The organism is Streptomyces sp. CBMA152 (assembly GCF_014596475.1).
In the GTDB taxonomy this organism is placed as follows: Bacteria; Actinomycetota; Actinomycetes; order Streptomycetales; family Streptomycetaceae; genus Streptomyces.
Genome location: NZ_MECJ01000024.1, coordinates 266,413 through 291,514 on the forward strand (window position 1 = coordinate 266,413; position 25,102 = coordinate 291,514).

General features: G+C 71.4%; 20 protein-coding genes and 1 pseudogene. 4 read left to right on the plus strand and 17 right to left on the minus strand.

The window, feature by feature from the left end; genetic code table 11:
* Window positions 1–76 precede the first annotated feature (76 nt).
* The 4 genes and pseudogenes from BG418_RS21110 to BG418_RS21125 all read right to left on the minus strand — a co-directional run bounded on the left by BG418_RS21110 (window position 77) and on the right by BG418_RS21125 (window position 4,461).
* Window positions 77–757, minus strand: a complete 681-nt coding sequence (locus BG418_RS21110; RefSeq protein WP_188275497.1) for a dihydrofolate reductase family protein — start codon at window positions 755–757, stop codon at window positions 77–79.
* 12 nt (window positions 758–769) lie between these two features.
* Window positions 770–1,168, minus strand: coding sequence for a 6-carboxytetrahydropterin synthase (locus BG418_RS21115; protein ID WP_188275498.1), 399 nt, complete (start codon window positions 1,166–1,168; stop codon window positions 770–772).
* Window positions 1,169–1,213: 45 nt separating this feature from the next.
* Window positions 1,214–2,219 (minus strand): annotated as a pseudogene (locus BG418_RS21120) (zinc-binding alcohol dehydrogenase).
* A 79-nt stretch (window positions 2,220–2,298) separates the two neighbouring features.
* The gene (locus BG418_RS21125) at window positions 2,299–4,461 is read right to left on the minus strand and encodes a RecQ family ATP-dependent DNA helicase (RefSeq protein WP_188275499.1); all 2,163 of its coding nucleotides are present in this window, start codon (window positions 4,459–4,461) and stop codon (window positions 2,299–2,301) included.
* Window positions 4,462–4,786: 325 nt separating this feature from the next.
* Here BG418_RS21125 and BG418_RS21130 point away from each other — a divergent pair, with 325 nt between their 5' ends.
* Window positions 4,787–5,425 (plus strand): hypothetical protein, encoded by a 639-nt coding sequence (locus BG418_RS21130; protein WP_188275500.1) that lies wholly within the window; start codon window positions 4,787–4,789, stop codon window positions 5,423–5,425.
* 174 nt (window positions 5,426–5,599) lie between these two features.
* Here the strand turns inward: BG418_RS21130 and BG418_RS21135 are convergent, their stop codons facing one another.
* From BG418_RS21135 to BG418_RS21145, 3 genes are all read right to left on the minus strand, one after another.
* Complete coding sequence (locus BG418_RS21135) at window positions 5,600–6,235, minus strand: hypothetical protein (RefSeq protein ID WP_188275501.1); 636 nt, start codon at window positions 6,233–6,235, stop codon at window positions 5,600–5,602.
* A 105-nt stretch (window positions 6,236–6,340) separates the two neighbouring features.
* Window positions 6,341–7,051 carry a ribonuclease HII gene (locus BG418_RS21140; protein ID WP_188275502.1) on the minus strand — a complete coding sequence of 237 codons (711 nt, stop codon included), beginning with the start codon at window positions 7,049–7,051 and terminating at the stop codon, window positions 6,341–6,343.
* Between the two features lie 73 nt (window positions 7,052–7,124).
* Window positions 7,125–7,751, minus strand: a complete 627-nt coding sequence (locus tag BG418_RS21145) for a TetR/AcrR family transcriptional regulator (protein WP_188275503.1) — start codon at window positions 7,749–7,751, stop codon at window positions 7,125–7,127.
* A gap of 196 nt (window positions 7,752–7,947) precedes the next feature.
* Here BG418_RS21145 and BG418_RS21150 point away from each other — a divergent pair, with 196 nt between their 5' ends.
* Entirely contained in the window at window positions 7,948–9,507 is a 1,560-nt protein-coding gene (locus BG418_RS21150; protein ID WP_188275504.1) for an MFS transporter, read from the plus strand.
* Window positions 9,508–9,510: 3 nt separating this feature from the next.
* Here the strand turns inward: BG418_RS21150 and BG418_RS21155 are convergent, their stop codons facing one another.
* From BG418_RS21155 to BG418_RS21170, 4 genes are all read right to left on the minus strand, one after another.
* Window positions 9,511–10,422 carry an ADP-ribosylglycohydrolase family protein gene (locus BG418_RS21155; RefSeq protein ID WP_188275505.1) on the minus strand — a complete coding sequence of 304 codons (912 nt, stop codon included), beginning with the start codon at window positions 10,420–10,422 and terminating at the stop codon, window positions 9,511–9,513.
* Between the two features lie 12 nt (window positions 10,423–10,434).
* The gene (locus tag BG418_RS21160) at window positions 10,435–11,094 is read right to left on the minus strand and encodes a histidine phosphatase family protein (RefSeq protein WP_188275506.1); all 660 of its coding nucleotides are present in this window, start codon (window positions 11,092–11,094) and stop codon (window positions 10,435–10,437) included.
* A gap of 98 nt (window positions 11,095–11,192) precedes the next feature.
* Window positions 11,193–11,798, minus strand: a complete 606-nt coding sequence (locus BG418_RS21165; RefSeq protein WP_188275507.1) for a YdbC family protein — start codon at window positions 11,796–11,798, stop codon at window positions 11,193–11,195.
* A gap of 33 nt (window positions 11,799–11,831) precedes the next feature.
* The gene (locus tag BG418_RS21170) at window positions 11,832–12,659 is read right to left on the minus strand and encodes an arylamine N-acetyltransferase (RefSeq protein WP_188275508.1); all 828 of its coding nucleotides are present in this window, start codon (window positions 12,657–12,659) and stop codon (window positions 11,832–11,834) included.
* 91 nt (window positions 12,660–12,750) lie between these two features.
* On the opposite strand from BG418_RS21170, the gene BG418_RS21175 reads away from it, so the two are divergent.
* On the plus strand, window positions 12,751–13,275 hold the full coding sequence (locus BG418_RS21175; protein ID WP_188275509.1) for a TerD family protein: 525 nt from the start codon (window positions 12,751–12,753) through the stop codon (window positions 13,273–13,275).
* Window positions 13,276–13,351: 76 nt separating this feature from the next.
* On the opposite strand, the gene BG418_RS21180 is transcribed toward BG418_RS21175, so the two are convergent.
* Window positions 13,352–16,246, minus strand: a complete 2,895-nt coding sequence (locus BG418_RS21180; protein WP_188275510.1) for a vitamin B12-dependent ribonucleotide reductase — start codon at window positions 16,244–16,246, stop codon at window positions 13,352–13,354.
* Window positions 16,247–16,386: 140 nt separating this feature from the next.
* The gene (gene nrdR / locus BG418_RS21185; RefSeq protein ID WP_188275511.1) at window positions 16,387–16,908 is read right to left on the minus strand and encodes a transcriptional regulator NrdR; all 522 of its coding nucleotides are present in this window, start codon (window positions 16,906–16,908) and stop codon (window positions 16,387–16,389) included.
* Between the two features lie 644 nt (window positions 16,909–17,552).
* On the opposite strand from nrdR, the gene lexA reads away from it, so the two are divergent.
* Window positions 17,553–18,347, plus strand: a complete 795-nt coding sequence (gene lexA / locus BG418_RS21190) for a transcriptional repressor LexA (RefSeq protein WP_188275512.1) — start codon at window positions 17,553–17,555, stop codon at window positions 18,345–18,347.
* 100 nt (window positions 18,348–18,447) lie between these two features.
* On the opposite strand, the gene BG418_RS21195 is transcribed toward lexA, so the two are convergent.
* The 4 genes from BG418_RS21195 to BG418_RS21210 all read right to left on the minus strand — a co-directional run bounded on the left by BG418_RS21195 (window position 18,448) and on the right by BG418_RS21210 (window position 25,080).
* Window positions 18,448–20,418 (minus strand): ATP-dependent DNA helicase, encoded by a 1,971-nt coding sequence (locus tag BG418_RS21195; RefSeq protein ID WP_188275513.1) that lies wholly within the window; start codon window positions 20,416–20,418, stop codon window positions 18,448–18,450.
* 37 nt (window positions 20,419–20,455) lie between these two features.
* Window positions 20,456–22,345 carry an IucA/IucC family siderophore biosynthesis protein gene (locus BG418_RS21200; RefSeq protein WP_223185184.1) on the minus strand — a complete coding sequence of 630 codons (1,890 nt, stop codon included), beginning with the start codon at window positions 22,343–22,345 and terminating at the stop codon, window positions 20,456–20,458.
* 78 nt (window positions 22,346–22,423) lie between these two features.
* Window positions 22,424–23,164 carry a GNAT family N-acetyltransferase gene (locus tag BG418_RS21205; RefSeq protein ID WP_188275514.1) on the minus strand — a complete coding sequence of 247 codons (741 nt, stop codon included), beginning with the start codon at window positions 23,162–23,164 and terminating at the stop codon, window positions 22,424–22,426.
* Window positions 23,165–23,196: 32 nt separating this feature from the next.
* Window positions 23,197–25,080: an IucA/IucC family protein gene (locus BG418_RS21210; protein WP_317453714.1), complete on the minus strand. Its 1,884-nt coding sequence runs from the start codon at window positions 25,078–25,080 to the stop codon at window positions 23,197–23,199.
* Between the last annotated feature and the right edge of the window lie 22 nt (window positions 25,081–25,102).

Sequence of the window (25,102 nt, forward strand, 5' to 3'; positions counted from 1 at the left end):
GGCCACGCGCCCGAGGAGCATACCGACGGATCGTCAACTCGGCTCGGCACTGGCCGACTTACGCACCAGCACCGGCTCAGGAGCGGAGTTTCGGGGCGTAGCGCAGCAGCACGACGTCGTCGACGGGGCGCGCCTCAAGGAGTCTCATACGGGCCGTGGGGCCACCGGGGTACGGTGCCGGGCCCAGGAACGCCGGTGCGGCGGCCTCGCCCACCAGCAACGGGGCGACGACGAGGTGGAGTTCATCGGCCAGGTCCTGCGCCAGGAGCTGGGTGTGGACGGTACCGCCGCCTTCGACCAGAAGCCGTTCCACCCCACGTCGGCCGAGTTCGTCGAGGAGGCGGGGCCAGTGGAGAGCTGGGCCAGTACTGACGACGTCGGCGAAGGCTCCGAGGGCACGGCGGGCCCGGGCGAGTGCGCTGTCCACCGTGAAGACCAGCTTCTCCCCGCCGCAGTGCCAGAACGCGTACGACGCGTCGAGCTCGGCGGACCCGGTGACCGTGACCTTCAGCGGATGCTCCGGCTTGCCGAGCACGATCCGCCGGGCGCGCCGTCGGGCGCTCGCCACCAGCAGCCGCGGGTCGTCCCGGCGCAGGGTGGTGGCGCCGACGAGGATGGCGTCCGCCGCGGCGCGTTCATGGTCGACACGGTCGAGGTCGCGCCGGTTGGAGAGCACGAGCCGGTCACGCGAGGTGTCGTCCAGACGGCCGTCCAGGGAGACGGCTGCGGACAGCAGTACGTACGGGCGTATGGCCATGACCGGGGCCGGTCAGAGCGTGCGGTGGTAGTCGGCCCACGCGATGTGCGACTCATGGAGCCGGACGGTGAGTCCGGTCAGGCCACGGGCGCCGGGGCCGAGGGAGCCGTCGTGTACGCGGGTGGCGATCCGGTCGGCGATGACCTTGGCCAGGAACTCGGTGGTGGTGTTGGTTCCGGCGAAGTCGGGGTCCTCGTCGAGGTTGCGGTAGGACAGGTCGCCGACGATCCCGCGCACTTCCCTGGCCGCCAAGCCCATGTCTATGACGATGTTGTCGTCGTCCAGCTCCGGCCGCTGGAAGGTCGCGTCGACCAGATACGTCGCTCCGTGCAGGCGCTGCGCGGGCCCGAAGACCTCGCCGCTGAAGCTGTGGGCGATCATGAGGTGATCGCGGACGGTGACGGTGAACATGACCTCTCCGGAAGGGCGTTGACGGCGGCTGACGGCGGGCGCGGGTCAGCGGGGGCCGTAGCGGATGCGGTGGCAGAGGCCGGGCAGCGCGCCGTTGGCGATCTCGGCCATGACCTGCGGGAGGTCGTCGAAGTGGGACTCGCCGGTGATCAGTGAGTCGAAGACCGGGTCCCGGAGGAGGTCGAGCGCGAGGGTGAGCCGGTCGGCGGTCGTGTGGCGTGCGCGCCGGTCCGGCGCGATGGCGCCGACCTGGCTGCTGCGCAGCGACAGCCGCCGGGAGTGGAAGAACTCCCCCAGCGGCAACGTCACCGGCTGATCGCCGTACCAGCTCAGGTCGACCACGCAGCCCTCGGGAGCGAGCAGTTCCAGGGAGCGCCGCAGCCCTGCCTCGGTGGCGCTGGCGTGGAAGACGAGATCGCAGTCGGCACTCGCGCGTGCCGGATTGGCGAAGGCGACGCCGAGCGCCTCGGCGACCTCCTCGCGGGCCGGATCGACGTCGACGAGCTGTACCCGCACTCCGGGGAACCGGGCCAGCAGCGCGGCCGCACAGCAGCCGACCATGCCCGCGCCCACCACGGCGATGCGGTCACCGATCCGGGGCGGCGCGTCCCACAGCGCGTTGAGCGCGGTCTCGACGGTCCCGGCCAGCACGGCCCGCTCCGGCGGCACCTCGTCGGGCACCGGCGTAAGGGCGCCGACGGGGACCCGGAACCGGGTCTGATGCGGATACAGACTGAACACGACCCGGCCCACAAGCTGGGCCGGCCCCTCCTCCACGCGGCCGACATTGAGATACCCGTACTTGACGGGCCCGGGGAAGTCACCTTCCTGAAACGGGGCACGCATCGCTGTGTACTGACTCGCGGGCACCCGGCCGTGGAAAACGAGCGACTCCGTGCCACGGCTCACGCCGGAATACAGCGTCCGGACTACGACCTCGTCATTAGCAGGCGGGCAGGCGGGCAGGCGGGCAGGCGGGCAGGCGGGCCGAGGACACGATCTCACCCTGTCCCGGGGCGGTGACCCAGAAGGAGCGTATGTGGCTCGGCACGCGTGATCCTCTGCTAAGTGGCCCGCCTGCGGGCCGAGTTCCGTGATCCTAGACGACGGTCACGCCGGAACGGAGAAGCTCAGCCCGCCGCCGCCAGCACCAGCGGCAGAACCCCCTCGCTGCCCGCCCGCCGCAGCAGCCGCGCGGCGACCGCGAGGGTCCAGCCGGAGTCGGTGTAGTCGTCGACGAGCAGGACCGGGCCGGGTGCGGCGGCCAGCGCGGCGGCCAGGTCCTCCGAGACGGTGAAGGCACCCGACAGCGCCCGCAGGCGTTGCGCGGAGTTGCTGCGGCGGGCCGTGTGCGCCGCGTCGCCCGGCCCCGTGTACGTCAGGCTGCCGAGGAAGGGCAGGCGGCCGACCGTCGCGATGCCCTGGGCGAGGGAGCCGACCAGGTGCGGGCGGGCCAGGGACGGCATCGCGACGACTCCCACCGGCCGGGCGATGGCGTCCGGGACGTTCGGTGCCCAGCCGCCCGCCGAGCGCGCCCAGTCGGCGAGGACCGACACGGCGGCCCGCAGGACGTCGTCGGGGACCGGCCCGTCCGGCGCGTTCTCGGCCAGCAGCGGGCGCAGCCGGTTGCCCCAGCCGATGTCGGACAGTCGCCCCAGGGCGCGTCCGGTGGAGCACTGCTCCTTGGCGGGGATGCGCCCCTTGAGCTCGATGCCGAGCGCGGGCATCCCCGTCGGCCACATCCGGCGCGGCTCGACCTCCACGCCCGGCCGGTCCAGCTCCTTCGCCGCCCCCGTCACCGTCTCCGCCGACACGGCGGAATCGGCCCAGGCCCCCGCGCAGTTGTCGCAGCGGCCGCACGGGGCCGCCCCCTCGTCGTCCAGCTGCCGACGCAGGAACTCCATCCGGCACCCGGTCGTGCTCACGTAGTCGCGCATGGCCTGCTGCTCGGCCGCCCGCTGCCGCGCCACCCACGCGTACCGCTCGGCGTCGTACACCCAGTCCGCCCCCGTGGCCGTCCAGCCGCCCTTCACCCGCTTCACGGCGCCGTCGACGTCCAGCACCTTCAGCATCGTCTCCAACCGGCTGCGCCGGAGGTCGACCGCCGCCTCCAGGGCCGGTACGGACAACGGCCGTCCCGCGCCCGCGAGAGCCGAGAGGGTCTGGCGGACCTGGACCTCGGGCGGGAACGCGGTGTCGGCGAAGTAGCGCCAGATGGCTTCGTCCTCCTTGCCCGGCAGCAGCAGGACATCGGCGTGCTCGACGCCACGACCGGCGCGCCCGACCTGCTGGTAGTACGCGATCGGCGAGGACGGCGAGCCGAGATGGATCACGAAGCCCAGGTCCGGCTTGTCGAAGCCCATGCCGAGCGCGGAGGTCGCGACCAGCGCCTTGACGCGGTTCTCCTGGAGGTCGACCTCGGCCTGCAGCCGGTCCGCGTTCTCCGTACGACCCGTGTACGAGGCCACCGTGAAGCCGCGCTGGCGCAGGAAGGCGGTGGCCTCCTCGGCCGCGGCGACGGTGAGGGTGTAGATGATCCCGGAGCCCTGGAGCTCGTCGAGGTGCTCGGCGAGCCAGGCCAGGCGGTGCGGGGCGTCCGGCAGCCGGACCACGCCCAGGCGCAGGCTCTCGCGCTCCAGCGGGCCGCGCAGTACCAGCGCCTCGCCCGCGCCGGTGCCCAGCTGCTCGGCCACATCGGCGGTGACCCGGGCGTTCGCGGTCGCGGTGGTGGCGAGCACCGGCACACCGACGGGCAGCTCGGTCAGCATCGCCCGCAGCCGCCGGTAGTCCGGCCGGAAGTCATGCCCCCAGTCGGAGATGCAGTGCGCCTCGTCCACCACCAGCAGACCGGTGGTGGCCGCGAGCTTGGGCAGCACCTGATCGCGGAAATCGACGGAGTTGAGCCGTTCCGGACTCACCAGGAGAACATCGGTCTCGCCGCGCTCGACCTCCCCGTAAATGGCGTCCCACTCCTCGGGGTTGGCCGAGTTGATGGTGTGCGCGCGGATGCCGGCCCGCGCCGCCGACTCGACCTGGTTGCGCATCAGCGCGAGCAGCGGCGAGATGATCACCGTGGGACCGGCGCCGCGCCGGCGCAGCAGGGCGGTCGCCACGAAGTACACCGCCGACTTGCCCCAGCCGGTGCGCTGCACCACCAGGGCCCGCCGGCGCTCCTGGACCAGAGCCGCCACCGCCTGCCACTGGTCCTCGCGCAGCCGCGCGGAACCCCCCGGGTCGCCGACCAGCTCGGCGAGGATGGCGTCGGCTTCGGCACGCAGCTCCTGGTTGCTCATGCCCCCCATGCAACCGCACACCACTGACAACGGCCCAATCCCCCGCCGTGAAGATCAGGCCAGGGCGTGTTTCCGCTGGTCCTTGCCGTACGGAGGGGACGGTTGTGGCGCCGATGGCGTGGCCGCGGGTGCGGCTGGGCAGGGATATGAGCGTCATACCCTCCGATTCCAGTCAGCGGCGCCATTTGCTCGTTGCCGCGCACCGGCGCGCCAGCGAGAATTGGAGCCGTGCCTTCACGCTTCGCCCGGTGTTCACGGGCCCTGTCGTGCTGCGCCCTCACCCGACCCTGCCCGCACTGTGGGCGCGTATCCGGAAGGGAGGACCGTGACCTTCGGATTCGCTCCGTCCGCAGCCTCGGCGGCCTCGTCGTCGCTCGCCTCCGCCGGCTCCGCCAACCGCCTGGGCCGCACCCTGGAACCCGCCGAGTGGGCCTCGGCGGGGATCCCGCTGCTGCGCAACCCGCGTGAGGTGGTGAGCGGGCTGCACGCCCGGCACCACCCGACCCCGTCGACGGCCGTCGTCGCCGTCCTCGACCACGAGGAACGGCTCGCCGCCAGCGCGTCGTTCGCGCGGCGCGCGATACCCGCCGACGGCTGGGAGCTGCGCAACGCGCTGCTCGCGCATCTGCGCCGGGTGATCCCGCACGACCTGCGCCGCCGCACCCCCGTGCGCACCGCCGTACTGCTCTACTGCCGTGACGGCGACGAGCGTTGGACGGAGGAGGACGGCGCGTGGATGTGGGGTCTGCGCGATGCCTGCACCCTGCACGGCCTGCGCTGCGGCGCGTACATCACGCTGACGCGCGCCGGCTGGCAGGTGCTCGGCGAGGGCCGCGGCGGCCGCCGCCCCAGCTCCACGAGTCCGCCGGGCTCCCTGGCGGACGCGTCCACCGACCCGTCCCCACTGCCCCTGCGCACGGCGGGCGGAGCGACGGAGCCACTGCGCAAAGTGGCAGCCCGGTAGGCGCTCCGCGGGGGTGCGATATCCGTCTGCGGACCGTGCGTGGCTTGTCGCGCAGTTCCCCGCGCCCCTAAAGGGACACGGAACCGCATCGGTCTTCCAAAAGTGGCGCGCCCACCAAGGGGCGCGGGGAACTGCGCGGCCGACCCAGGACGGCCCGCAGTCGAAGAACAACCCCTAGACGCCCGAGCCCAACGCCGAGTCGATCCGCTGAGGATCGCCGCAGACGATCAGCAGCGCACCCGCCCGCTCGCGGGCGAGAGGCAGCGACGCGAGGGCCGCGTCGTCCCCGCCGTTGACGGCGACGATCACCACGGGCCGGGCCGAGGCCCGGGCGACCGAGGCGGCGGACGCGTAGAACACGTCGTCGCGGGCGTCGTGCTGGGCCCAGTACGACGCCTCCCCGAAGGACAGCTCGTGCGCCGCCCACGGGTGCGGCTCACCGGTGGTGAGGACCAGGATGTCGCCCGGCGCGCGACCGGTGTCGAGCAGCAGGTCCACGGCCTCACCGGCGGCGTCGAGCGCGCCGTCGGCCGGGGCCGGGATCAGCTGGATCTGCGGCCCGGAAACAGGCCCGGAAACGGGCTCGGCGGGCTCGGAAACAGGTGCCTGGGGCTGCGCGGCACCGTGGGTGCGCTGCGCGGGGGGCGTGGGCCGGGCGGGACCGGGGCCCGGGTGTCCGGGACGCGGTGCGGCCGCGGTACGCGGACCAGGAACGGGACGGGGGGTCGGCGCGGTGCGGCCGGCGGCCGGAGTGACGCGGGGACCCTGGGCGCTCTCGTGAATCTGAGGCTCCTCGGGGATGAGAGGCATGAGTGAATGTCTATCAAACGCCGGTGAAGGGAACACCACCGGGTGGGCACAAAAGTGCGATCGGGCGGGAGTCTCCCCGTAAAGGGCGGGGAAAGTCCAGGGATTTCAGAAGTCGAAGCCGAGCTGGCCCCCGCTTTCCAGTGCGGCCGCCGCCGCGGAGACCCGGACCTTCTTCAAGTGCCGCCACTGGGGCAGCGCGTCGAGATACGACCAGGACAGCCGGTGGTACGGGGTGGGACCCCGCTCCACCAGGGCCGTCTTGTGCGTGGGCGAGGGGTAACCGGCGTTGTCGGCGAAGCCGAACGCCGCGTACTCCCCTGCCGCTGCCCCCAGTTCGGCCATCATCGCGTCCCGGCGCACCTTGGCGATCACCGAGGCGGCCGCGACCGCGATGCAGGACTGGTCCCCCTTGATGACGGTACGGACCCACCACGGCTCGCCGAGGTAGTCGTGCTTGCCGTCGAGGATCACCGCCTGGGGCCGTACCGGAAGCTGATCCAGCGCGCGTACGGCGGCGAGACGGAGCGCGGCGGTCATTCCGAGCTCGTCGATCTCCTCGGGCGAGGAATGCCCGAGTGCGTACGCGCTCACCCAGGATTCCAGTTCCCCGGCCAGTTCGAGGCGGCGCTTGGGGCTGATCAGCTTGGAGTCGGTCAGGCCCTCGGGCGGTCGGCGCAGCCCCGTGATGGCGGCGCACACCGTGACGGGACCGGCCCACGCCCCGCGTCCGACTTCGTCGACTCCGGCGATGATCTTGTAGCCGGTGGTGGCGCGGATCGAGCGCTCGACGCTGTGGGTGGGTGGTTCGTACGGCATGGCGCCAGCAAGGTTACGCCGCCGCGGCCGCCGATGACACCCCGGCCCGCCCGCCCCGCGCGATCGGGGCCGGTCAGCGCGTCAGGGGCCGCAGCAGCGGGACCAGCACCAGGTCGACCATCTCGGCGACCGCCTGGTCGGGCCATTCGCTGCCGCGCACTTTCGTGCGGAACATCATGAGCCCGGGAATCACATCGAAGATCACTTCGGCGTCGGCGTCACGCCGTACGTCACCCCGCTCGATTCCGTGCCGTATCGCCTGCGCGAAGAGCCGCTGGGCGGGCGCGACCATACGGTGCAGCACCATGCCGTGGAACCGTTCGGCGCTGGCGGCGTCGCATTCGTAAAGCACCGAGCGGAGCGCGAATCCCGAGCGGGAGTACATCGCGTCCCGCAGCCGCAGACAGAGCCGGTAGAGGTCCTCGCGCACCGATCCGTGGTCGTCCGCGTGGTCCAGGTCGGGCAGCCCCGAGCGCAGCGCGTCGGCGACCAGCTCCTCCTTGGACGACCAGCGCCGGTACACGGCGGCCTTGCCGGTCTGCGCGCGGGCCGCCACGCCCTCCATGGTCAGGGCGTTCCAGCCGACCGTGCTCAGCTGCTCCAGGGTCGCGTCGAGGATCGCCCGCTCCAGGACGGGCCCCCGGCGGCGCGGCGAGACCGGCGGGGCCTCGTCGGCCGCGGGCGGTCGCGAAGTAGCCATCGTCTTCTCTCCGTTGGGGAGACGCCATGAGGGGCGTCATGGGGGACGGTATGCCCTCATGGTGGTCGCCGCCCGATCGTTTGACCAGGACCGCCCCAACTCCCCTTAGAGAACGATTGCGTTCACTGTTTTCCGCTCGTTACAGTCGTCGATAGTGAACGGTGGCGTTTCCTAACACCCCTCAAGGGGACGACATATGACGTCGGAACAGATAGACGCACAGCCCCACTCCTCCACGCCCGAGACCGGCCCCCCGCGCGCGGACCACAAAGGCATAGCCCTCGCCGTGATCGCGATGTGCCAGCTGATGGTGGTGCTCGACGCGACGATCGTGAACATCGCGCTCCCCCACATCCAGACCTCCCTCGGCTTCTCCACCAGCGATCTGACCTGGGTCATCAACGCGTACGCGCTGACCTTCGGCGGACTGCTGCTGCTCGGCGGGCGGGCCGGCGACCTGCTCGGCCGGCGCCGGATGTTCATCACCGGCATCCTGCTCTTCACCCTCGCCTCGCTGCTCGGCGGCTTCTCCCAGGAGCCCTGGCAGCTGCTCGCGGCCCGCGCCCTCCAGGGCGTCGGCGGCGCCATCGCCTCCCCCACCTCGCTCGCCCTGATCGCGACGACGTTCCCCGAAGGGCCCGAGCGCAACCGGGCGTTCGGGGTCTTCTCGGCGGTCTCGGCGGGCGGCGGCGCCATCGGTCTGATCGCGGGCGGCATGCTCACGGACTGGCTCAACTGGCGCTGGGTGCTCTTCGTCAACGTCCCCATCGGCCTGGTCATCGCCGCCCTCGCGCCCCGCTACATCAGGGAGTCGCAGCGCCATTCGGGCTCCTTCGACCTCGCCGGCGCCTTCACCTCGACGGGTGGCATGGCCGCGCTGGTCTACGGGTTCATCCGCGCCGCGAACGACGGCTGGCGCGACGGCGGAACGCTGGCTTCCTTCGGCGCGGCCGTGGTCCTGCTGCTCTCCTTCGTCGCGGTGGAGCGCCGCTCGGCGCAGCCCATCACGCCGTTGCGGATGTTCGCCGACCGCAACCGCTCCGGCACGTACGTGATCATGCTGAGCCTGGCGGCCGCCATGTTCGGCATGTTCTTCTTCATCGTGCTCTTCGTGCAGAACGTGCTGCACTACAGCCCGGTCAAGGCGGGTGTCGCGTTCTTCCCGTCGACGCTGGCCATCGTCCTGGCGGCGGGCCTCGCGACGACCTTCCTGCCACGCATCGGCCCCAAGCCGATCGTGGTCACCGGCTCGCTGATCACCGGCGGCGCGATGGCCTGGCTGACCCTGATCAAGCCGGACAGCACCTACGCGGGCGGGATCATCGGCCCGCTGCTCCTGTTCGGCTTCGGCATGGGCCTCAACTTCGTCACCCTCACCCTCACCGCGGTCTCCGGCATCGCCGAGCACGAGTCGGGCGCCGCGTCCGGCCTGCTCAACACCACCCAGCAGGTCGGCGGCGCGCTCGGCCTGTCGATCCTGACCACGGTCTTCGGCACCGCGAGCCGCAACGAGGGCAAGACGCAGGTCAAGGACTTCCTGGCACACGGCTCACCCGAGCAGAAGGCGGCGTTCGCCAAGTCGCATCAGCTGCCCGCCCCTTGGAGCGACGAGGTCCTCGCCCATGGCATCGGCACGGCCTTCATCGCCGCCGTGGCGCTGGTCGCGGTCGCGGCCGTGGTCGCCCTCTTCGTCATCCAGGTCCGCAAGAGCGACCTCGAAGCCCTCAGCGGCCGGACCGGGGCCCCGGCCGGATAGAGATCAGCGCGGCGCGGTCGCCGGGACCCAGTCGGGCAGCTCCTCGGTCCGCTCCAGCCACTCGGCCGGGGGCGCCCCGGCGGAGGCCGCGGCGACCACACCGCCGACGATCGCGCAGGTCGTGTCGATGTCTCCGCCCGCCTGCGCGGTCGTCCAGAACGCCTTCTCGTACGCCCCGAGCCCGCGCGCCGCCGACCAGAGCGCGAACGGCACGGTGTCGTGCGCGCTGGTGCGCCGGCCGCAGCCGAGCACCGCGGCCACCGTGGTCGCGTCCCCGTAATCGAGCATGTCCCGCGCCCGCCGCAGCCCCGCGCCGACCGCGCTGCGCGGCACCAGCGCGACCACGCCGTCCAGGAGGTCACCCGGGCTCGGCGGGCCCGCCGGAGCGGCCACGAGCGCCGCGGCCGCGGCCACCGCCATCGCGCCCACCACGGCCTCGCGGTGCTGGTGGGTGGTGTACGAGGAGATCTCGGCCTGATGCGTGGCCTGCTCCGGGTCGTCGGCGTACCAGGCGCCGAGCGGCGCGATCCGCATCGCGGAGCCGTTGCCCCAGGAGCCCTGGCCGTTGAAGAGCCCGGCGGCCAGCTCGCGCCAGTCCCCGCCCTCCCGGATCAGCCGGAGCATCCGGTTCACGGCCGGGCCGTACCCCCGGTCGAAGTCATGGTGCTCGGCGAAGGAGCGGGCCAGCAGGTCCTGGTCGATCCGGCCGCTCGCGGCCAGGACCGCGAGGACCGAGCAGGCCATCTCGGTGTCGTCGGTCCACTGCCAGCGGCCGGCGGGCAGGTCTCGGCGCTTGAGCAGCGGATAGTTGACGGGGACGAAGAACTGGGAGCCCAGGGCGTCTCCCACGGCCAGTCCGCGCAGGCTGGCCAGCGCGCGTTCGAAGCGCACTTCGAGTGTGGAGTCAGCGGTCATCGCACACCCACTCTAACCGGAGATCCCATACGGCTCGGGGACACGCCAGCGTGCGAACGGCCGGTCCAGGGTGTAGCGCCCGTCCGTACCGAGAACGAGCGTGCGCGTCTCCGCGTTCCCGGGGTTGGACAGCGACTCGAAGTCGGCCACCGTCCAGTGGAACCAGCGCATGCAGAACAGCCGCATGGTCAGACCGTGGGTGACGAGCAGGACGTTCGGCGGATGGTCCGGCGCCTCGAAGCTGCGGTGCAGACTCTCCAGGAACGACCCCACCCGGTCGTACACGTCCGCCCCCGACTCGCCCTGCGCGAAGCGGTAGAAGAAGTGCCCGTAGGCGTCCCGGTAGGCCTTCTGCAGGCGCACGTCGTCGCGGTCCTGCCAGTTCCCCCAGTCCTGCTCGCGCAGTCTCGGCTCCTCGCGGATGCGCACCAGCTCCGGGTCGAGTCCGAACTCCCGGAACGTCTCATGGGTGCGGCGATACGGCGAGACGTACACGCTGACCCGCTCGCGCCCGAATATCTCGCGCAGCAGCTCCCCGCTCGCCCGGGCCTGGCGCCGCCCGGTCTCGGTGAGCCGCAGCGCGTGGTCCGGCTCGCGCTCGTACACGGTGTCATCGGTGTTCCCCTCCGACTCGCCGTGCCGGACGAGGACGATGCGACGCGGTCTTGCCATGCACAAACCCTAGATCGCCGCGCGCGCGTTCGAGCACTCGTCCGGGCCCGTACGGCGTACCGGGGCGTTTTGTCGTACGACGTACGGGCCCGGGCCGGTCAGACCGTCCAGGTGGGATTCAGGTCGACGACGTCACCCGTCAGCCCGGCCACATCGGCCTCCGTCTGGGCCCGCAGCGACAGGCGCTCGACCCGGTCGGCCCGGTATTTTCCGTGTTCGGCGGCGGACTGCCACATGGAGAGCACCAGGAACTCGTTCCCCGGCGCCTCGGCGAACACCCCGCGCAGCATCCCCGGCGACCCGGCCATCGCCGGGTTCCAGATCTTCTCCTGCGCCAGCGCGAAGTGCTCGACGCGGTCCTCATAAACCCGGCAGTGCGCGACCCGGACCACGTCGGCGTCCGTGAAGCGCGGCTCGAAGCCGGTCTTCACGTCGAAGCGATGGGCGAAGAGCGCGGCGCGGGCGTCCCGGTAGGTGCCGGACTGGGCGGCCGCGAGCCGGTCGTGCGCCCGCGCCATGAACGAGTCGTAGAACGGCCGACTCTCCCAGAACGTGAACACATGGGCGACATCCGGCCGCCCCCGGCTCCACCCGCCGCCCTGGCCCCGGAACCCCGGCTCCCCCAGCAGCCCCGCCCACTTCCGCTGACCCCGGTCGAAACCGGGACGGTCGACGACGGTGCAGCGAATCCACTTGACCAGCACCGCGCCATCGTACGGCGCGGAGCACCGCCCCGGTCACGCTCCGGCGGACCCGCCCGCCCCGAGCTCGGCGAGACGGGCGACCTCGTCGTCGGTCAGCACGATCCCGAACACGTCGGTCAGCACACGTCCCAACTCCCCGGTGGGCACGGTCACTTGATCGACCGAACCATCCGTACGGGTGGTGGTGAGCTCATCACGCACCAGCGCGCGACGCACGTCGGGCGCCCTGCGCTGCGCCACCACCTGGCCGACGAACTTGGACGCCGGATGCGAGGAGCTGTAGTGGTTCATGACCGCGAAATCGGCGGGGTAGAGCCTCTGCGGGGCGAAGGCGTACAGCCCCACCCACCCCTCGGGCCGCAGCGAGCTCAGCACCTGGATGCCGTCGTCCTCGGCGTTGATCCCGAACGTCCAGCCGCCCTGCTCGACCACCGCGCCGTCGCACAGCGGCACCGGCTCCAGCGGGCCCTGACTGCCGAAGCCGGTGTCGCACAGCCACTGCTCGCCGTCGACGGTGACCACCAGCAACGCGTGCGTGACCGGCGGCAGTACGGCACCGCGGGTACGGTTGCGCGCCCCGCGCGCCACCACCTCGAAGCCGAGGCGCTCCACGACGGCGGCGAAGAGCGTGTTGTGCTCGTAGCAGTAGCCCCCGCGCGACTGCTCCACCAGCTTGCGCTGGATGCTCTTGACGTCCAGCGGTACGGGTCTGCCGAGCGCCACGTCCAGGTTCTCGAAGGGTATGGCGACCGTGTGCGCCCGGTGCAGGGCGCGCAGCGTGCTCAGCGTCGGCGCCGTGTCGCCCGCGTATCCGATCCGCGCGAAGTACGCGTCCAGGTCGATCTCTTCACCGTTCCACATCTCCAACCTCCTGCATATCCGGGGGACTTCGTGACCCCCGCCCATCACAATGATCGCGCCACGCGCGCGAAGAGCGTGGCAGCATGGGGAGATGAGCATCAGCAAGGGGCTCGACAAGGTCGAGGTGGCGCTGCGCTGGGACCCCAGTCCCGTGGGGGCCCCGGACCACGACCTCGATGTGATCGCCGCCGTCTACCCGGCCGGGGCGCCCTACGGGCCGCCCGCCTATCTGGTGCACTTCGACAGCCGCTCCCCCGACGGAACGGTCTACCTCAGCCGCGACAGCACGACCGGCCAGGGCTTCGGCGACGACGAGGTCATGACCATCGAGTTCGCCCGCCAGCCGGACGCCCACGCGCGCGTGGTGGTCGGCGTGGTGATCCAGCAGCACGCGGGCAGACTGGTCTTCGCGGACATCGCCGCCCCGGCCGTACGGATCCGCGAGGGCTACACCCTGCTCGCCGAGCACGACTTCTCGGCGGTGGCGGGGAGCACGGCCGCGGTGGTCGCCGAGTTCGTCCGCGCCGAGTCCGGCGCCTGGGAGTTCCACCCGTGCCTGCGCGGCTTCGACCTGGACCCGGACGCGTTCACCGCGGCGATGGGCTCGGCCGCGTAACGCCGAAGCGGGGACCGGTAGTTGAACCGGTCCCCGCTTCTTCAGGGCCCCTCAGCCCTCAACGACACTCGCCGTGTCAGCTGCAACCGCTGGTCGAGCCGCAGCCCTCGCAGATGTAGCAGGAACCGGCCCGCTGCATCTTCGTACCGCAGGAGAAGCAGAGCGGCGCGTCGGCGCTGACACCGAGCTGCATCTCGACGAGCTCCGCCGAGTTGTGCACGACCTTGGGGGCCTCGACGACCGCCGCCTTGGGCGCGGCCACGGCCTTCAGGGTCTCGGTGTGACGCGGGGCGGACTGGGCCAGACCCTCGACGTCCACCTCCTCATCCTCCAGGGTCGGCTCGTACGAACCGGTGTCCAGGTGGCGCTGACGCTCCTCGGCGGAGTGGATGCCGAGCGCGGAGCGCGTCTCGAACGGCAGGAAGTCCAGCGCCAGGCGGCGGAAGATGTAGTCGACGATCGACTGCGCCATCCGCACGTCCGGGTCGTCCGTCATACCGGCCGGCTCGAAGCGCATGTTGGTGAACTTCGAGACGTACGTCTCCAGCGGGACGCCGTACTGCAGACCGACCGAGACGGCGATCGAGAAGGCGTCCATCATGCCCGCGAGGGTCGAGCCCTGCTTGGACATCTTCAGGAAGACCTCGCCCAGACCGTCGTCCGGGTAGGAGTTGGCGGTCATGTACCCCTCGGCGCCACCGACCGTGAAGGAGGTGGTGATGCCCGGGCGGCCCTTGGGCAGACGCTTGCGGACCGGGCGGTACTCGACGACCTTCTCGACGGCCTTGCGGATCTCCGCCTCGGCCTTCTCGGTGACCTCGACCTTCTCCTTCTCCTTGGTCTTGGCGGAGAGGGGCTGGCCGACCTTGCAGTTGTCGCGGTAGATCGCGAGCGCCTTGACGCCCATCTTCCACGCCTCGAAGTAGACCTCTTCGACGTCCTCGACGGTCGCCGTCTCCGGCAGGTTGACCGTCTTGGAGAGCGCGCCCGAGATCCACGGCTGGATGGCCGCCATCATGCGGACGTGGCCCATCGCGGAGATGGAGCGCTCGCCCATCGCGCAGTCGAAGACCTCGTAGTGCTCGGCCTTCAGACCCGGGGCGTCGATCACGTTGCCGTTCTCGGCGATGTGGGCGACGATCGCCTCGATCTGCTCCGGCTGGTAGCCGAGGCGGCGCAGCGCCTGCGGGACCGTGCCGTTGACGATCTGCATCGAGCCGCCGCCGACCAGCTTCTTGAACTTGACCAGCGCGAGGTCGGGCTCAAGACCGGTGGTGTCGCAGGACATCGCGAGACCGATGGTGCCGGTGGGGGCGATGACGGAGGCCTGCGCGTTACGGAAGCCGTTCTTCTCGCCGAGGCGGACGACGTCCTGCCAGGCCTCCGTGGCGGCGGCCCAGATCGGCGAGTCCAGGTCGTCCATGCGGACGGCCTTGGTGTTCTCGTCGGCGTGCTGCTTCATGACGCGCTGGTGCGGCGCGGCGTTGCGGGCGTAGCCGTCGTAGGGACCGACGACCGCGGCGAGCTCGGCGGAGCGCTTGTACGAGGTGCCGGTCATCAGCGAGGTGATGGCGCCGGCGAGCGCGCGGCCGCCGTCCGAGTCGTACGCGTGGCCGGTCGCCATCAGCAGGGCGCCGAGGTTGGCGTAGCCGATGCCGAGCTGGCGGAAGGCGCGGGTGTTCTCGCCGATCTTCTGGGTCGGGAAGTCCGCGAAGCAGATCGAGATGTCCATCGCGGTGATGACCAGCTCGACGACCTTGGCGAACCGCTCGACCTCGAAGGACTGGTGGCCCTCGCCGTCGTCCTTGAGGAACTTCATGAGGTTCAGCGAGGCGAGGTTGCAGGACGTGTTGTCCAGGTGCATGTACTCGCTGCACGGGTTCGAGCCGTTGATCCGGCCGGACTCGGGGCAGGTGTGCCAGTGGTTGATGGTGTCGTCATACTGGATGCCCGGGTCGGCGCAGGCCCAGGCCGCCTCGGCCATCTTGCGGAAGAGGGACTTGGCGTCGACCTCTTCGATGACGTCACCGGTCATCCGGGCGCGCAGCCCGAACTTGCCGCCGGTCTCGACCGCCTTCATGAACTCGTCGTTCACACGGACCGAGTTGTTGGCGTTCTGGTACTGGACGGACGTGATGTCGTCGCCGCCCAGGTCCATGTCGAAGCCCGCGTCGCGCAGCGCGCGGATCTTCTCCTCCTCCTTCACCTTGGTCTCGATGAAGTTCTCGATGTCGGGGTGGTCGACGTCGAGGATGACCATCTTGGCCGCGCGGCGGGTGGCGCCACCGGACTTGATGGTGCCGGCGGAGGCGTCCGCGCCGCGCATGAAGGAGACCGGACCCGAGGCGTTGCCGCCGGAGGACAGCAGCTCCTTGGAGGAGCGGATACGGGAGAGGTTCAGGCCGGCGCCGGAGCCGCCCTTGAAGATCATGCCCTCTTCCTTGTACCAGTCGAGGATCGACTCCATGGAGTCGTCGACGGACAGGATGAAGCAGGCCGAGACCTGCTGCGGCTGGGGCGTGCCGACGTTGAACCACACCGGCGAGTTGAAGCTGAAGATCTGGTGCAGGAGGGCGTACGCCAGCTCGTGCTCGAAGATCTCCGCGTCGGCGGGCGAGGCGAAGTAGCCGTAGTCCTCACCGGCCTTGCGGTACGTCTTCACGATCCGGTCGATGAGCTGCTTGAGACCGGTCTCGCGCTGCGGGGTGCCGACGGCTCCGCGGAAGTACTTGCTGGTGACGATGTTGACCGCGTTCACCGACCAGAAGTCGGGGAACTCGACGCCACACTGCTCGAAGTTGATCGAGCCGTCGCGCCAGTTGGTCATGACGACGTCACGGCGCTCCCAGGCCACCTCGTCGTACGGATGCACGCCCGGAGTGGTGTGGATGCGCTCGATGCGCAGACCCTTGCTCGCCTTGGATCCCTTGGTGCGGGATCCTCGTGCCGGGCCGCTCGCCGTCTCTGTCATGCCGCCTCCCATACGCGGGCGAAAACGCCCAGAAGTGCCCGAATGTTCCCGTGGCACGGTGTCTGTCTTGTGCCCCGGGCGCCGCGCAGAGCGCCCGTTGCAGGTCCTGGATTGCCGCCGCTAGGCGGCCGGGCCGCCGGTCAGTCGGCGGCGGTGGCGGGCACGGGGACCTCGGGGGTCACTCCGGCCACGCGTGCGTCCGCGAGGTTCGCGGGAGGCCGTTGTTCGCGGAGTTCCGCGATGGCGGCCTCGAAGTCTTCAAGGGTGTCGAATGCCCGGTACACGGACGCGAAGCGCAGGTACGCGACGAGGTCGAGCTCCTGCAACGGGCCGAGTATGGCCAGCCCCACGTCGTGGGTGGTCAGCTCGGCGCTCCCGGTGGCGCGCACCGCCTCCTCGACCCGCTGGCCGAGCTTGGCGAGGGCGTCCTCGGTGACCGGCCGCCCCTGGCACGCCTTGCGGACGCCAGAGATGACCTTGGTGCGCGAGAAGGGTTCAGTGACGCCCGACCTCTTGATCACCATCAGCGAGGCCGTCTCCACCGTCGTGAAGCGACGGGAGCAGTCGGGGCACTGACGGCGCCTGCGGATCGACGTGCCGTCGTCGGTGGTGCGGCTGTCGACGACACGGCTGTCGGGGTGCCTGCAGAAGGGGCAGTGCATAAATCCCAACCCTCCTTCACAGCACGACTGAATAGCCCCGCCAGGCCCGTTGGACCCCGCGAAGCAGCCACAAGCATAGGCGATGGCCGCAGCCCCGAAGGACCAAGACCACAACTTCTGGGTGACTGTGTCCATCCAACCACTACATCTGGGGTTTCGCCGTCATCGACCCACTACCGCGTGTCGCGGCGCCATCGCCTACGGAACGCCTTGGAGCGGCTTGGTTCCGGGCCGTGTCCACCCGCAGCCGCAGGGCGACGAAACGGCGCCGCGCGACGACGCGGAACAGGAACGGGCGCGCCCCGCCGGGGTTTCCCGGGGGCCGGATGGCAAACTGGGTGACCGGTATCGGCCGGCGCGCCGTCGTCGTACGTACGTCGTACGTACGCAGGGTGCGGCGGTCGTCGGCGGAGCCTTCGGGGGCGTCGCCCCGGCGTTCGGCTCCGGATGCGGTTCCCGTGGTGAAGGGTACCTAATCGACCGAATTGCCTGCCGATCGGCCCCCGTGAAGAGGGCTCGCATACACCCCGCCCCATAATCGCGTCACGCTTTCTGCGTTTTTTCACTCGAACGTGTGTTTGGCGCAACCTTTCGAAAGCAACTACCGTTGTCCAGCTAGGGAGACCATTTCGAGAGGGGCCGACGTGACCACCACCGCAGACAGTGCCACCATCACTGCCCAGGACCGCTCCCAGACCCGACTTGAGCCGGTGCATGCCATGAATGACGTAGTCACGAACCAGGAGGGCGGCGACCCCGCGCGGCCCGCGCGCTCGCTGCCCGGCCGACCTCCGGGCATCAGGGCCGACAGCTCGGGTCTCACGGACCGCCAGCGGCGGGTCATCGAGGTCATCCGTGACTCCGTCCAGCGCCGGGGCTACCCGCCGTCGATGCGGGAGATCGGTCAGGCGGTGGGTCTCTCCAGCACGTCGTCGGTCGCCCACCAGCTGATGGCCCTGGAGCGCAAGGGCTTCCTGCGCCGCGACCCGCACCGGCCGCGCGCGTACGAGGTGCGCGGCTCGGACCAGCCCAGCACCCAGCCGACGGACACCACCGGCAAGCCGGCCGCGTCCTATGTCCCGCTGGTCGGCCGGATCGCCGCCGGTGGCCCGATCCTCGCCGAGGAGTCGGTGGAGGACGTGTTCCCGCTCCCCCGCCAGCTGGTCGGGGACGGCGAGCTCTTCGTCCTGAAGGTCGTCGGCGACTCGATGATCGAGGCCGCGATCTGCGACGGCGACTGGGTCACGGTGCGCCGCCAGCCGGTCGCCGAGAACGGTGACATCGTGGCCGCCATGCTCGACGGCGAAGCCACCGTGAAGCGCTTCAAGCGCGAGGACAACCACATCTGGCTGCTCCCGCACAACGCCGCCTACCAGCCGATCCCCGGCGACGAGGCGACGATCCTCGGCAAGGTCGTGGCGGTGCTGCGGCGGGTCTGACCGACCGGCCGCCAAGGACCGGCCCCGGGACCCACTGCGCCGGTCCCGGGGCCCTGTTGTGTCCGGGGGGCGGCTACTTCCCGTCCGCCCCTGATGCGGGCTACTTCCCGTCCGCCTTCGCCACCGCGTCGATCGCGGCGAGCGAGCGGCGTACCTGGTTGCGGTCGGTGGTGTACCAGAAGTCGGGCAGCGAGGCCCGCAGATAGCTGCCGTAGCGCGCGTTCGCCAGCCTCGGGTCGAGGACGGCGACGACGCCCCGGTCCCCGGTCGCCCGCACCAGTCGGCCCGCGCCCTGCGCCATCAGCAGCGCGGCATGGGTCGCGGCGACCGCCATGAAGCCATTGCCGCCGCCCTCCTCCACCGCCTTCTGGCGTGCGCTCATCAGCGGGTCGTCCGGACGCGGGAACGGAATCCGGTCCATGACCACGAGCTGGCAGCTCGCGCCCGGGACGTCCACGCCCTGCCACAGCGACAGCGTGCCGAACAGACAGGTCTCCGGATCGCCCGCGAACGTCTTGATCAGTTCGCCGAGCGTGTCCTCGCCCTGGAGCAGGATCGGCTTGTCGATGCGTCCGCGCAGCTCCTCTGCCGCGGCCTGAGCCGCCCGCATCGAGGAGAAGAGGCCGAGCGTACGGCCCCCGGCCGCCTCGACCAGCTCCGCCAGCTCGTCCATCATGTCGCCCCGCGAGCCCTCCCGGCCCGGCGTGGCCAGATGGCGCGCGACATAGAGAATGCCCTGCTTGGGGTAGTCGAAGGGCGAGCCGACGTCGAGGCCCTTCCACTGCGGGACGTCCTCGCCCTCGGTGCCCTCCGGAGCCAGGCCGAGCGACGCGCCCACCCCGTTGAAGTCGCCGCCGAGCTTGAGCGTGGCCGAGGTGAGCACCACCGAGCGCTCGGCGAACAGCTTCTCGCGCAGCAGCCCGGAGACCGAGAGCGGGGCGACCCGCAGCGACGCGCCGAACCGGTCGTGCCGCTCGTACCAGACGACGTCCCACTCGGAGCCGTTCGTGATCCGCTCGGCGACGTCATGGACGCTCTCGACCGCCGCGAGCGCCTGCTTGCGTACGGCGTCCTCGTCCTGGACCGACTTGTCGCGGGTCGAGCCGATCGCCGAGATCACCGTGCGGGCCGCGTCGCGCAGCGCCATCAGCGCGTAACCCAGATCCTCCGGGATCTCCTCCAGACGGCCGGGCAGCGCGAGCTCCATCAGCCGCTCGAAGCCCTCGGCGGCCGTCTGGAGCTGGTCGGCCGCCTTCTCGTTGACGAGCTTGGCGGCGCGGCGCACGGCCCGGTTGACCTGTCCGGGCGTGAGCTCGCCGGTCGCGACGCCGGTGACCCGGGAGACCAGCTCATGGGCCTCGTCGACGATCAGCACCTCGTGCTGCGGCAGCACCGGGGCGCCCTCGATGGCGTCGATGGCGAGCAGCGCGTGGTTGGTGACCACGACGTCGGCGAGCTTGGCGCGCTCGCGGGCCGACTCGGCGAAGCACTCCGCCCCGTACGCGCACTTCGTGGCGCCCAGGCACTCGCGGGACGACACGGACACCTGGGCCCAGGCCTTGTCGGAGACGCCCGGCGTCAGATCGTCCCGGTCCCCGGTCTCGGTCTCGTCCGCCCAGTCCCGCATCCGCAGCAGGTCCTGGCCGAGCTTGCTGGTGGGCGCGGCCGCCTCGAACTGGTCGAAGAGCCCCTCCTCCTCTTCCTGCGGCACGCCCTCGTGCAGACGGTGCAGACAGAGGTAGTTGGAGCGGCCCTTGAGCATGGCGAACTGCGGGCGCCGGCGCAGCTGCGGGTGCAGCGCCTCGACCGTACGCGGAAGGTCACGCTCCACGAGCTGGCGCTGGAGCGCGAGCGTCGCCGTGGCCACCACGACACGCTCGCCGTGCGCGAGCGCGGGCACCAGATAGCCCAGGGACTTTCCGGTGCCGGTACCGGCCTGGACGAGCAGGTGGGAGCTGTCGTCGATGGCGTCGGCGACGGCCGTGGCCATCGTGACCTGGCCGGGCCGCTCCACACCGCCGACGGCGGAGACGGCGGCGTGCAGGAGCTCGGGGAGAGATGGCTTCGTCATAGCCCGTCCACCCTACGGGGCGCCACTGACAATCCGATCACGACGGAGGTGCGAGCGGGTTCGGGACGGTCCCCGCCACGGCCGCGTGCGGGCGCTCGGAACGGTCCCGGTAGCCGTCCAGGTGCAGCCGGTTCCGGTTCAGGCACAACCGCTCGATACGCGGGGTGAGCAGGTCGAACGTCTCGTACCGGTCCTTCAGCTCGGGGAACCGGGCCTGGTGGCGCAGGATCTCGTCCCGCACCAATGCCCAGAAGTCGTGCTCCGCGACGTCCAGTTGCTCCTCGCACAGCGGCGCGAGGAAGCGGAAGACGCCGACGAAGAGCCCGGAGTGGATGAACTGGGTGAGGAAGGAGGGCGGCTCGGTGAGCAGCACCTGCCGTACGTCGCCGGGCATCGCGTCGTGCTCGGGCAGCGGCTCCGCGCTGATGTTCACGTCGTCCACGAAGTCCTTGATCGCCAGCCGTACGGGGACGTCCCGCTCGTCGAAGACGACGATGGCGTTCTCGCCGTGCGGGGAGAAGACGGTCCCGTAGCGGTAGAGGAAGCGCAGCAGCGGCGGCAGCAGCGCGCCGAAGAGCCGGCGCAGCCAGACGTGGGGGGGCAGGCCCGAGCGGGCGACGAGCTCGGCGGTGAAGGCCCGCCCGCGCGGATCGGTGTGGAGCAGCGAGGCGAGCGTACGCGCGCGTTCCCCGGGCGCGAGCCGGCTCCGCAGCGGCTCCCGCCAGATCGCCCCGAGCAGTTCTTTGTACTGGTATGGAACCTCGGCGACGTGGTCGTACACGGGGTGCTCGACCGCCACCGAGGCGACCTCGCCGAGCAGGATCACCCCGCACTCGTCGCGCAGGAAGGGGTCCCGGTCGCGCAGGGAGTGCACCCAGGCGGTGACGGCGGGGGCGGCGAGGGTGCGCTCGGTGGGCAGGCCGCGCCAGACGAGCGTGTTGAGGATCGACAGCGGCAGCTTCACCGTGTGCCGCTCGGGCCGCGAGGTGTTCACGAAGGTCCGGATGGACTGCTGGGGAAGGCGCAGATCCGCGTCACCGGGCAGCGGCACGATCGCCTCGTCGGCCACGGCCGGGGCGAACAGCGGCAGCACCACCTCGTCCCACTGCCAGGGGTGGACGGGCAGATAGAGATAGTCGGCCGGGTCCAGGCCACGGCCTTGGAGCGTCGCGGCGAAGCGCTCACGGACCGCCGGGTCGAGCTCGCGGCGGTAGAGCTGCTCGGGGGCGGCGAGCCCCGGCACACCCCGGTAGCTGGCGAGGTCGGTGCGGACCGCGAGCCACGACAGCGGGGCGGCGCGGCGGGCCTCGGGCGCCCACTGCTCGGTCTCGGCGGCCGAGAACCCGAGCCGGCCCTTGTTCAGGACCAGCCAGGGGTGACCGGTCTGGTGGCCCTCCAGCTCCTCGTACCCGACGTCGGCGAGGCGGGCGGCGGACAGCGCGGTGTGGTCCAGGCGCGTGTCGGCGGCGAGGGTGGCCGACAGTTCGCGCACCAGGTGGCCGAAGGTGGCGCCGTCGAGCCCGAGCGTGCGGCGGGCGAGGACGAGGAAGCGGAGGGGGTCGCCGAAGGGCTGTCCGTGGTGGCCGATCGATTCCTCGCCGACGCGCCAGTCGTCGTACGCGCCGCGCCGGGCGCGGAAGGTGAGCGCGGAGCCGTCGTCCAGGGGCTGGGAGTAGAGATCCCCCGTGCGGAGGTCTTCCCGTGCACGCGACGACCCTTCGTCCGTACCGTGGCCGCCCCGCGACCCATCGTGCTGCGGCACCGCGACCGGCTCGATGATTCCCTCGTACGCGAAGGCCCCGAGCATCTTGGCCAGCAGCCGACGGGCGGCGCGCTCCCATGCCTCGCGGTTCAGCTCGGGCGGCGCGAGCAGCGGAGTCTGTTCCTCCCGTTCGTCGTGATCATCGGGGACAAGCGGATTCGGCAAGGCGACTCCTCGGGGTGGAACCGAAGCGGTTCGGGCGGTGTATGCGGTGTACGCGGTGCATCGAGAGCGGCGGTGTGTTCACAGCAGGCTCCTGAGCGCGCGGTCGCGGACCATCAAGGCGGCCCGCTTGTCGGGGAGTTCGACTTCCGCGGCGAACCGGAACCCGGCGCTCAAGAAGGCGGATACGGAAGGGGTGTTCCGCAGATCGGGCTCGGCGACGACCCGGGAGCAGAGCGGCCGATGGTCGAGGACGAGGTCGGCGACGGCCCTCAGCAGCGTGGTGCCGACGCCGCGTCCCCGGTCAGCGACGGCGCCGATGAGGAGGTGGATCCCGGTGTCGTGCGGGCGGGCCGGGTAGTGGCGGGCCAGCGGGTCGAGGTCGGCGCGGTAGATCTCCCAGTAGCTCATCGGGACGCCGTTCAGGAGGCCGAGGCACGGGACGCTGCGCCCGTCTCCGTCGAGCTGGGGGCGCAGATGGGCCGCGGTGACCGAGTCGGGCCCGGCCAGCTCCCAGAAGGCGGCGACGGCGGGATCGTTCATCCAGCCGCTCAGCATCGCGAGGTCGCGTCCGACACGTACGGGAACGAGCCTGAAGTCGCCCACAGAGGTGGCCACTTGATCCCACGCGCCGGGGGAATCCAGCAGGTCCTCACCGATCGTGCCGTACGCGTCCGACAACGGCTGCGCGACGCTCCCTGCGGCCCCTACAGGCTCGGAGACGAGTTCATCGGGCAGATGCAGGTCCAGGGTGTCCTCGGCGCCGTCGGTCTCGGGGACGGGACCGGTTCCGGCCTCGGTGCTCGCATCGGTGGAAGGCACGCCGACGCTCCTCTCGTCTGTGGGCCGTGAGGTCACGTTCCGCTGGTGTGCAGGGGGTTGGCGATCGTGACGTACACGGACTGGGTGTCGACCGGGCCGACGAGCTCGTCGAGGCCGTGCAGTCGGGTCATGAGGTTGGCCTTGCAGCGCAGGGTCGGGCTCTCCAGGAGCTGGGCTGGCAGCGGTGAGCCGAGCGCGGTCGTACGGGCGAGGAACTGCCGCAGGGCGGCCAGCAGTACGCGCTCGTCGGCCAGGCGCTGGGCGCCGAACGCGCCGACCAGGCCGAGGACGTTGTTGATGCCGAGGTAGTACGCGAAGCGCTCGTCGGTGACGGCGTCGGAGACGAACGTGTCGCTGTCGGCGCCGACTCCGGGCAGCAGGCGCTCCAGGGCGGTGCGGTGGGACTCGCGGAAGTAGTAGCCCTGGTTGTCGCGGTAGCGGCCGCCGACCGGCCAGCCGTGGGGGTCGAGCAGCACCAGGGTGTTCTGCTGATGGGCTTCGAGGGCGATGCCCGCCGTGGCGTCGAGCCAGAGCACGGGGCGTACGACCTGGTCGAGGTAGCGCAGGAACCACTCCGCGGCCACGGCCGGGGTGGGGCGGCCGGTGCGGGCGGCGAGCCGGGCCACGATGTCGGCGAGGCGCGAGTGCATCGCGGGCCCCGGGCGGCCGGGCAGGGGGCGCGGTGCGGTGAGCGCCGCGATGCAGACGGCGTCGTCGCTGGGGCCGAACGGGTTGTTCCGGATCATCACGTCGAGCCCGCGCACCGGTTGCCCGTCCAGGGCGTCGACGGCGAGCCAGGCGGGGTCGCGGACGATGTCGAAGCCGGGGTGCGCGGCCCGCCACCGCTCGGCGAGCCCGGCGCGCAGCAGCCGGTGGACCTCCACACCCCGGTGGAGCTCCTTGCGCAGGTTCTCCCGGCGGGAGTTGGTGATGCGCAGGCCGAGGGAGAGCTTGAGCATCATGTCGGTGCCGGGCCGGTGCACGGTGCGCACGGAGGAGGTGGGGTACCAGGGGCTGCCGTGCGGGCCGAGGTCGCGCAGGAATCCGGCGTCCAGGAGCTCGGCGACGGCCGGCTGATGGGCGAGCTCCCGGGCCTGCCAGGGGTGCATCGGCAACGGGACGGTGCCCGCCGGGACGCTGAGCCCGTCGGCGAGCCGGGTGGTGATCTCGTCGGCGGTGACCTCGCGGCCGCCGTCCGTCCAGGCCGAGTCGGCGGCGAGGACGGAACGGTCGACGGCCATCCAGTGCAGCGGGAACGCGCCGTGCAACTCGGGCGAGTAGCACCGCACTTCGGCCTCGGAAAGGCCCTCGCGGCTCTTCGGGGTGGGGTGGAGGGGGTGGCCGAGGAGGAGGGACTGCTCGGCGGAGAGGAAGAGGTCGGCCGCGTCGGCGGGGCCGGGGTGGCGGCGGCGCTCGGCGATGAAGTGGGCGGTGCGGCGGACCGAGTCGGCGACCCGGCCCACCAGGTCGGCACTCTCGCGCAGCCCTGCCTCGCGTCCGATGAGCGCGGCGACGGTGACGGCGTCGACAGCGGACGCGCCCGCCGGGGCGCCTTCGAGCTCCGGCATCCCGAACCGGTGCCATCCGGTGGCCGACCAGTACCGGACGGGGACGAGCAGCGCGGTGCCGCTGGCGTCGAGCGGGATGCGCAGCACGGCCCCGGCGGGCGCGGCCAGGTCGTTCTCGCGTACCCAGCAGCGCAGCAGGTTCTCCACGGCGGCGGCTTCGGCGGCCATGGCCGGGTCCGGGTCGTCCAGGAGGTCCGCGCCGCGCGTTTCTTCCGGAGGTGTGAGCCGTTCACCGTGGATCCCCGCCTTCTGGCGCGGCACCGTCGTCGCCTCTGCCACAAGGGGGCCGCAGGGGGCGGTGGGACGGCCGGAGCCGTCGGGCGCTTCGGGCGCGGGGATGCGGTTCACGGTGGGCTTCCTTGTGTGGTGG

Excerpts from the sequence above, each read along its gene's own strand:
- BG418_RS21180 (WP_188275510.1), bottom strand. The coding sequence starts at position 16,246 with ATGACAGAGACGGCGAGCGGCCCGGCACGAGGATCCCGCACCAAGGGA.
- BG418_RS21175 (WP_188275509.1), top strand. The coding sequence starts at position 12,751 with ATGAGCATCAGCAAGGGGCTCGACAAGGTCGAGGTGGCGCTGCGCTGG.
- BG418_RS21195 (WP_188275513.1), bottom strand. The coding sequence starts at position 20,418 with ATGACGAAGCCATCTCTCCCCGAGCTCCTGCACGCCGCCGTCTCCGCC.
- nrdR (WP_188275511.1), bottom strand. The coding sequence starts at position 16,908 with ATGCACTGCCCCTTCTGCAGGCACCCCGACAGCCGTGTCGTCGACAGC.
- BG418_RS21125 (WP_188275499.1), bottom strand. The coding sequence starts at position 4,461 with ATGAGCAACCAGGAGCTGCGTGCCGAAGCCGACGCCATCCTCGCCGAG.
- BG418_RS21110 (WP_188275497.1), bottom strand. The coding sequence starts at position 757 with ATGGCCATACGCCCGTACGTACTGCTGTCCGCAGCCGTCTCCCTGGAC.
- BG418_RS21170 (WP_188275508.1), bottom strand. The coding sequence starts at position 12,659 with ATGTGGAACGGTGAAGAGATCGACCTGGACGCGTACTTCGCGCGGATC.
- BG418_RS21150 (WP_188275504.1), top strand. The coding sequence starts at position 7,948 with ATGACGTCGGAACAGATAGACGCACAGCCCCACTCCTCCACGCCCGAG.
- BG418_RS21115 (WP_188275498.1), bottom strand. The coding sequence starts at position 1,168 with ATGTTCACCGTCACCGTCCGCGATCACCTCATGATCGCCCACAGCTTC.
- BG418_RS21140 (WP_188275502.1), bottom strand. The coding sequence starts at position 7,051 with ATGCCGTACGAACCACCCACCCACAGCGTCGAGCGCTCGATCCGCGCC.
- BG418_RS21145 (WP_188275503.1), bottom strand. The coding sequence starts at position 7,751 with ATGGCTACTTCGCGACCGCCCGCGGCCGACGAGGCCCCGCCGGTCTCG.
- BG418_RS21135 (WP_188275501.1), bottom strand. The coding sequence starts at position 6,235 with ATGCCTCTCATCCCCGAGGAGCCTCAGATTCACGAGAGCGCCCAGGGT.
- BG418_RS21160 (WP_188275506.1), bottom strand. The coding sequence starts at position 11,094 with ATGGCAAGACCGCGTCGCATCGTCCTCGTCCGGCACGGCGAGTCGGAG.
- BG418_RS21155 (WP_188275505.1), bottom strand. The coding sequence starts at position 10,422 with ATGACCGCTGACTCCACACTCGAAGTGCGCTTCGAACGCGCGCTGGCC.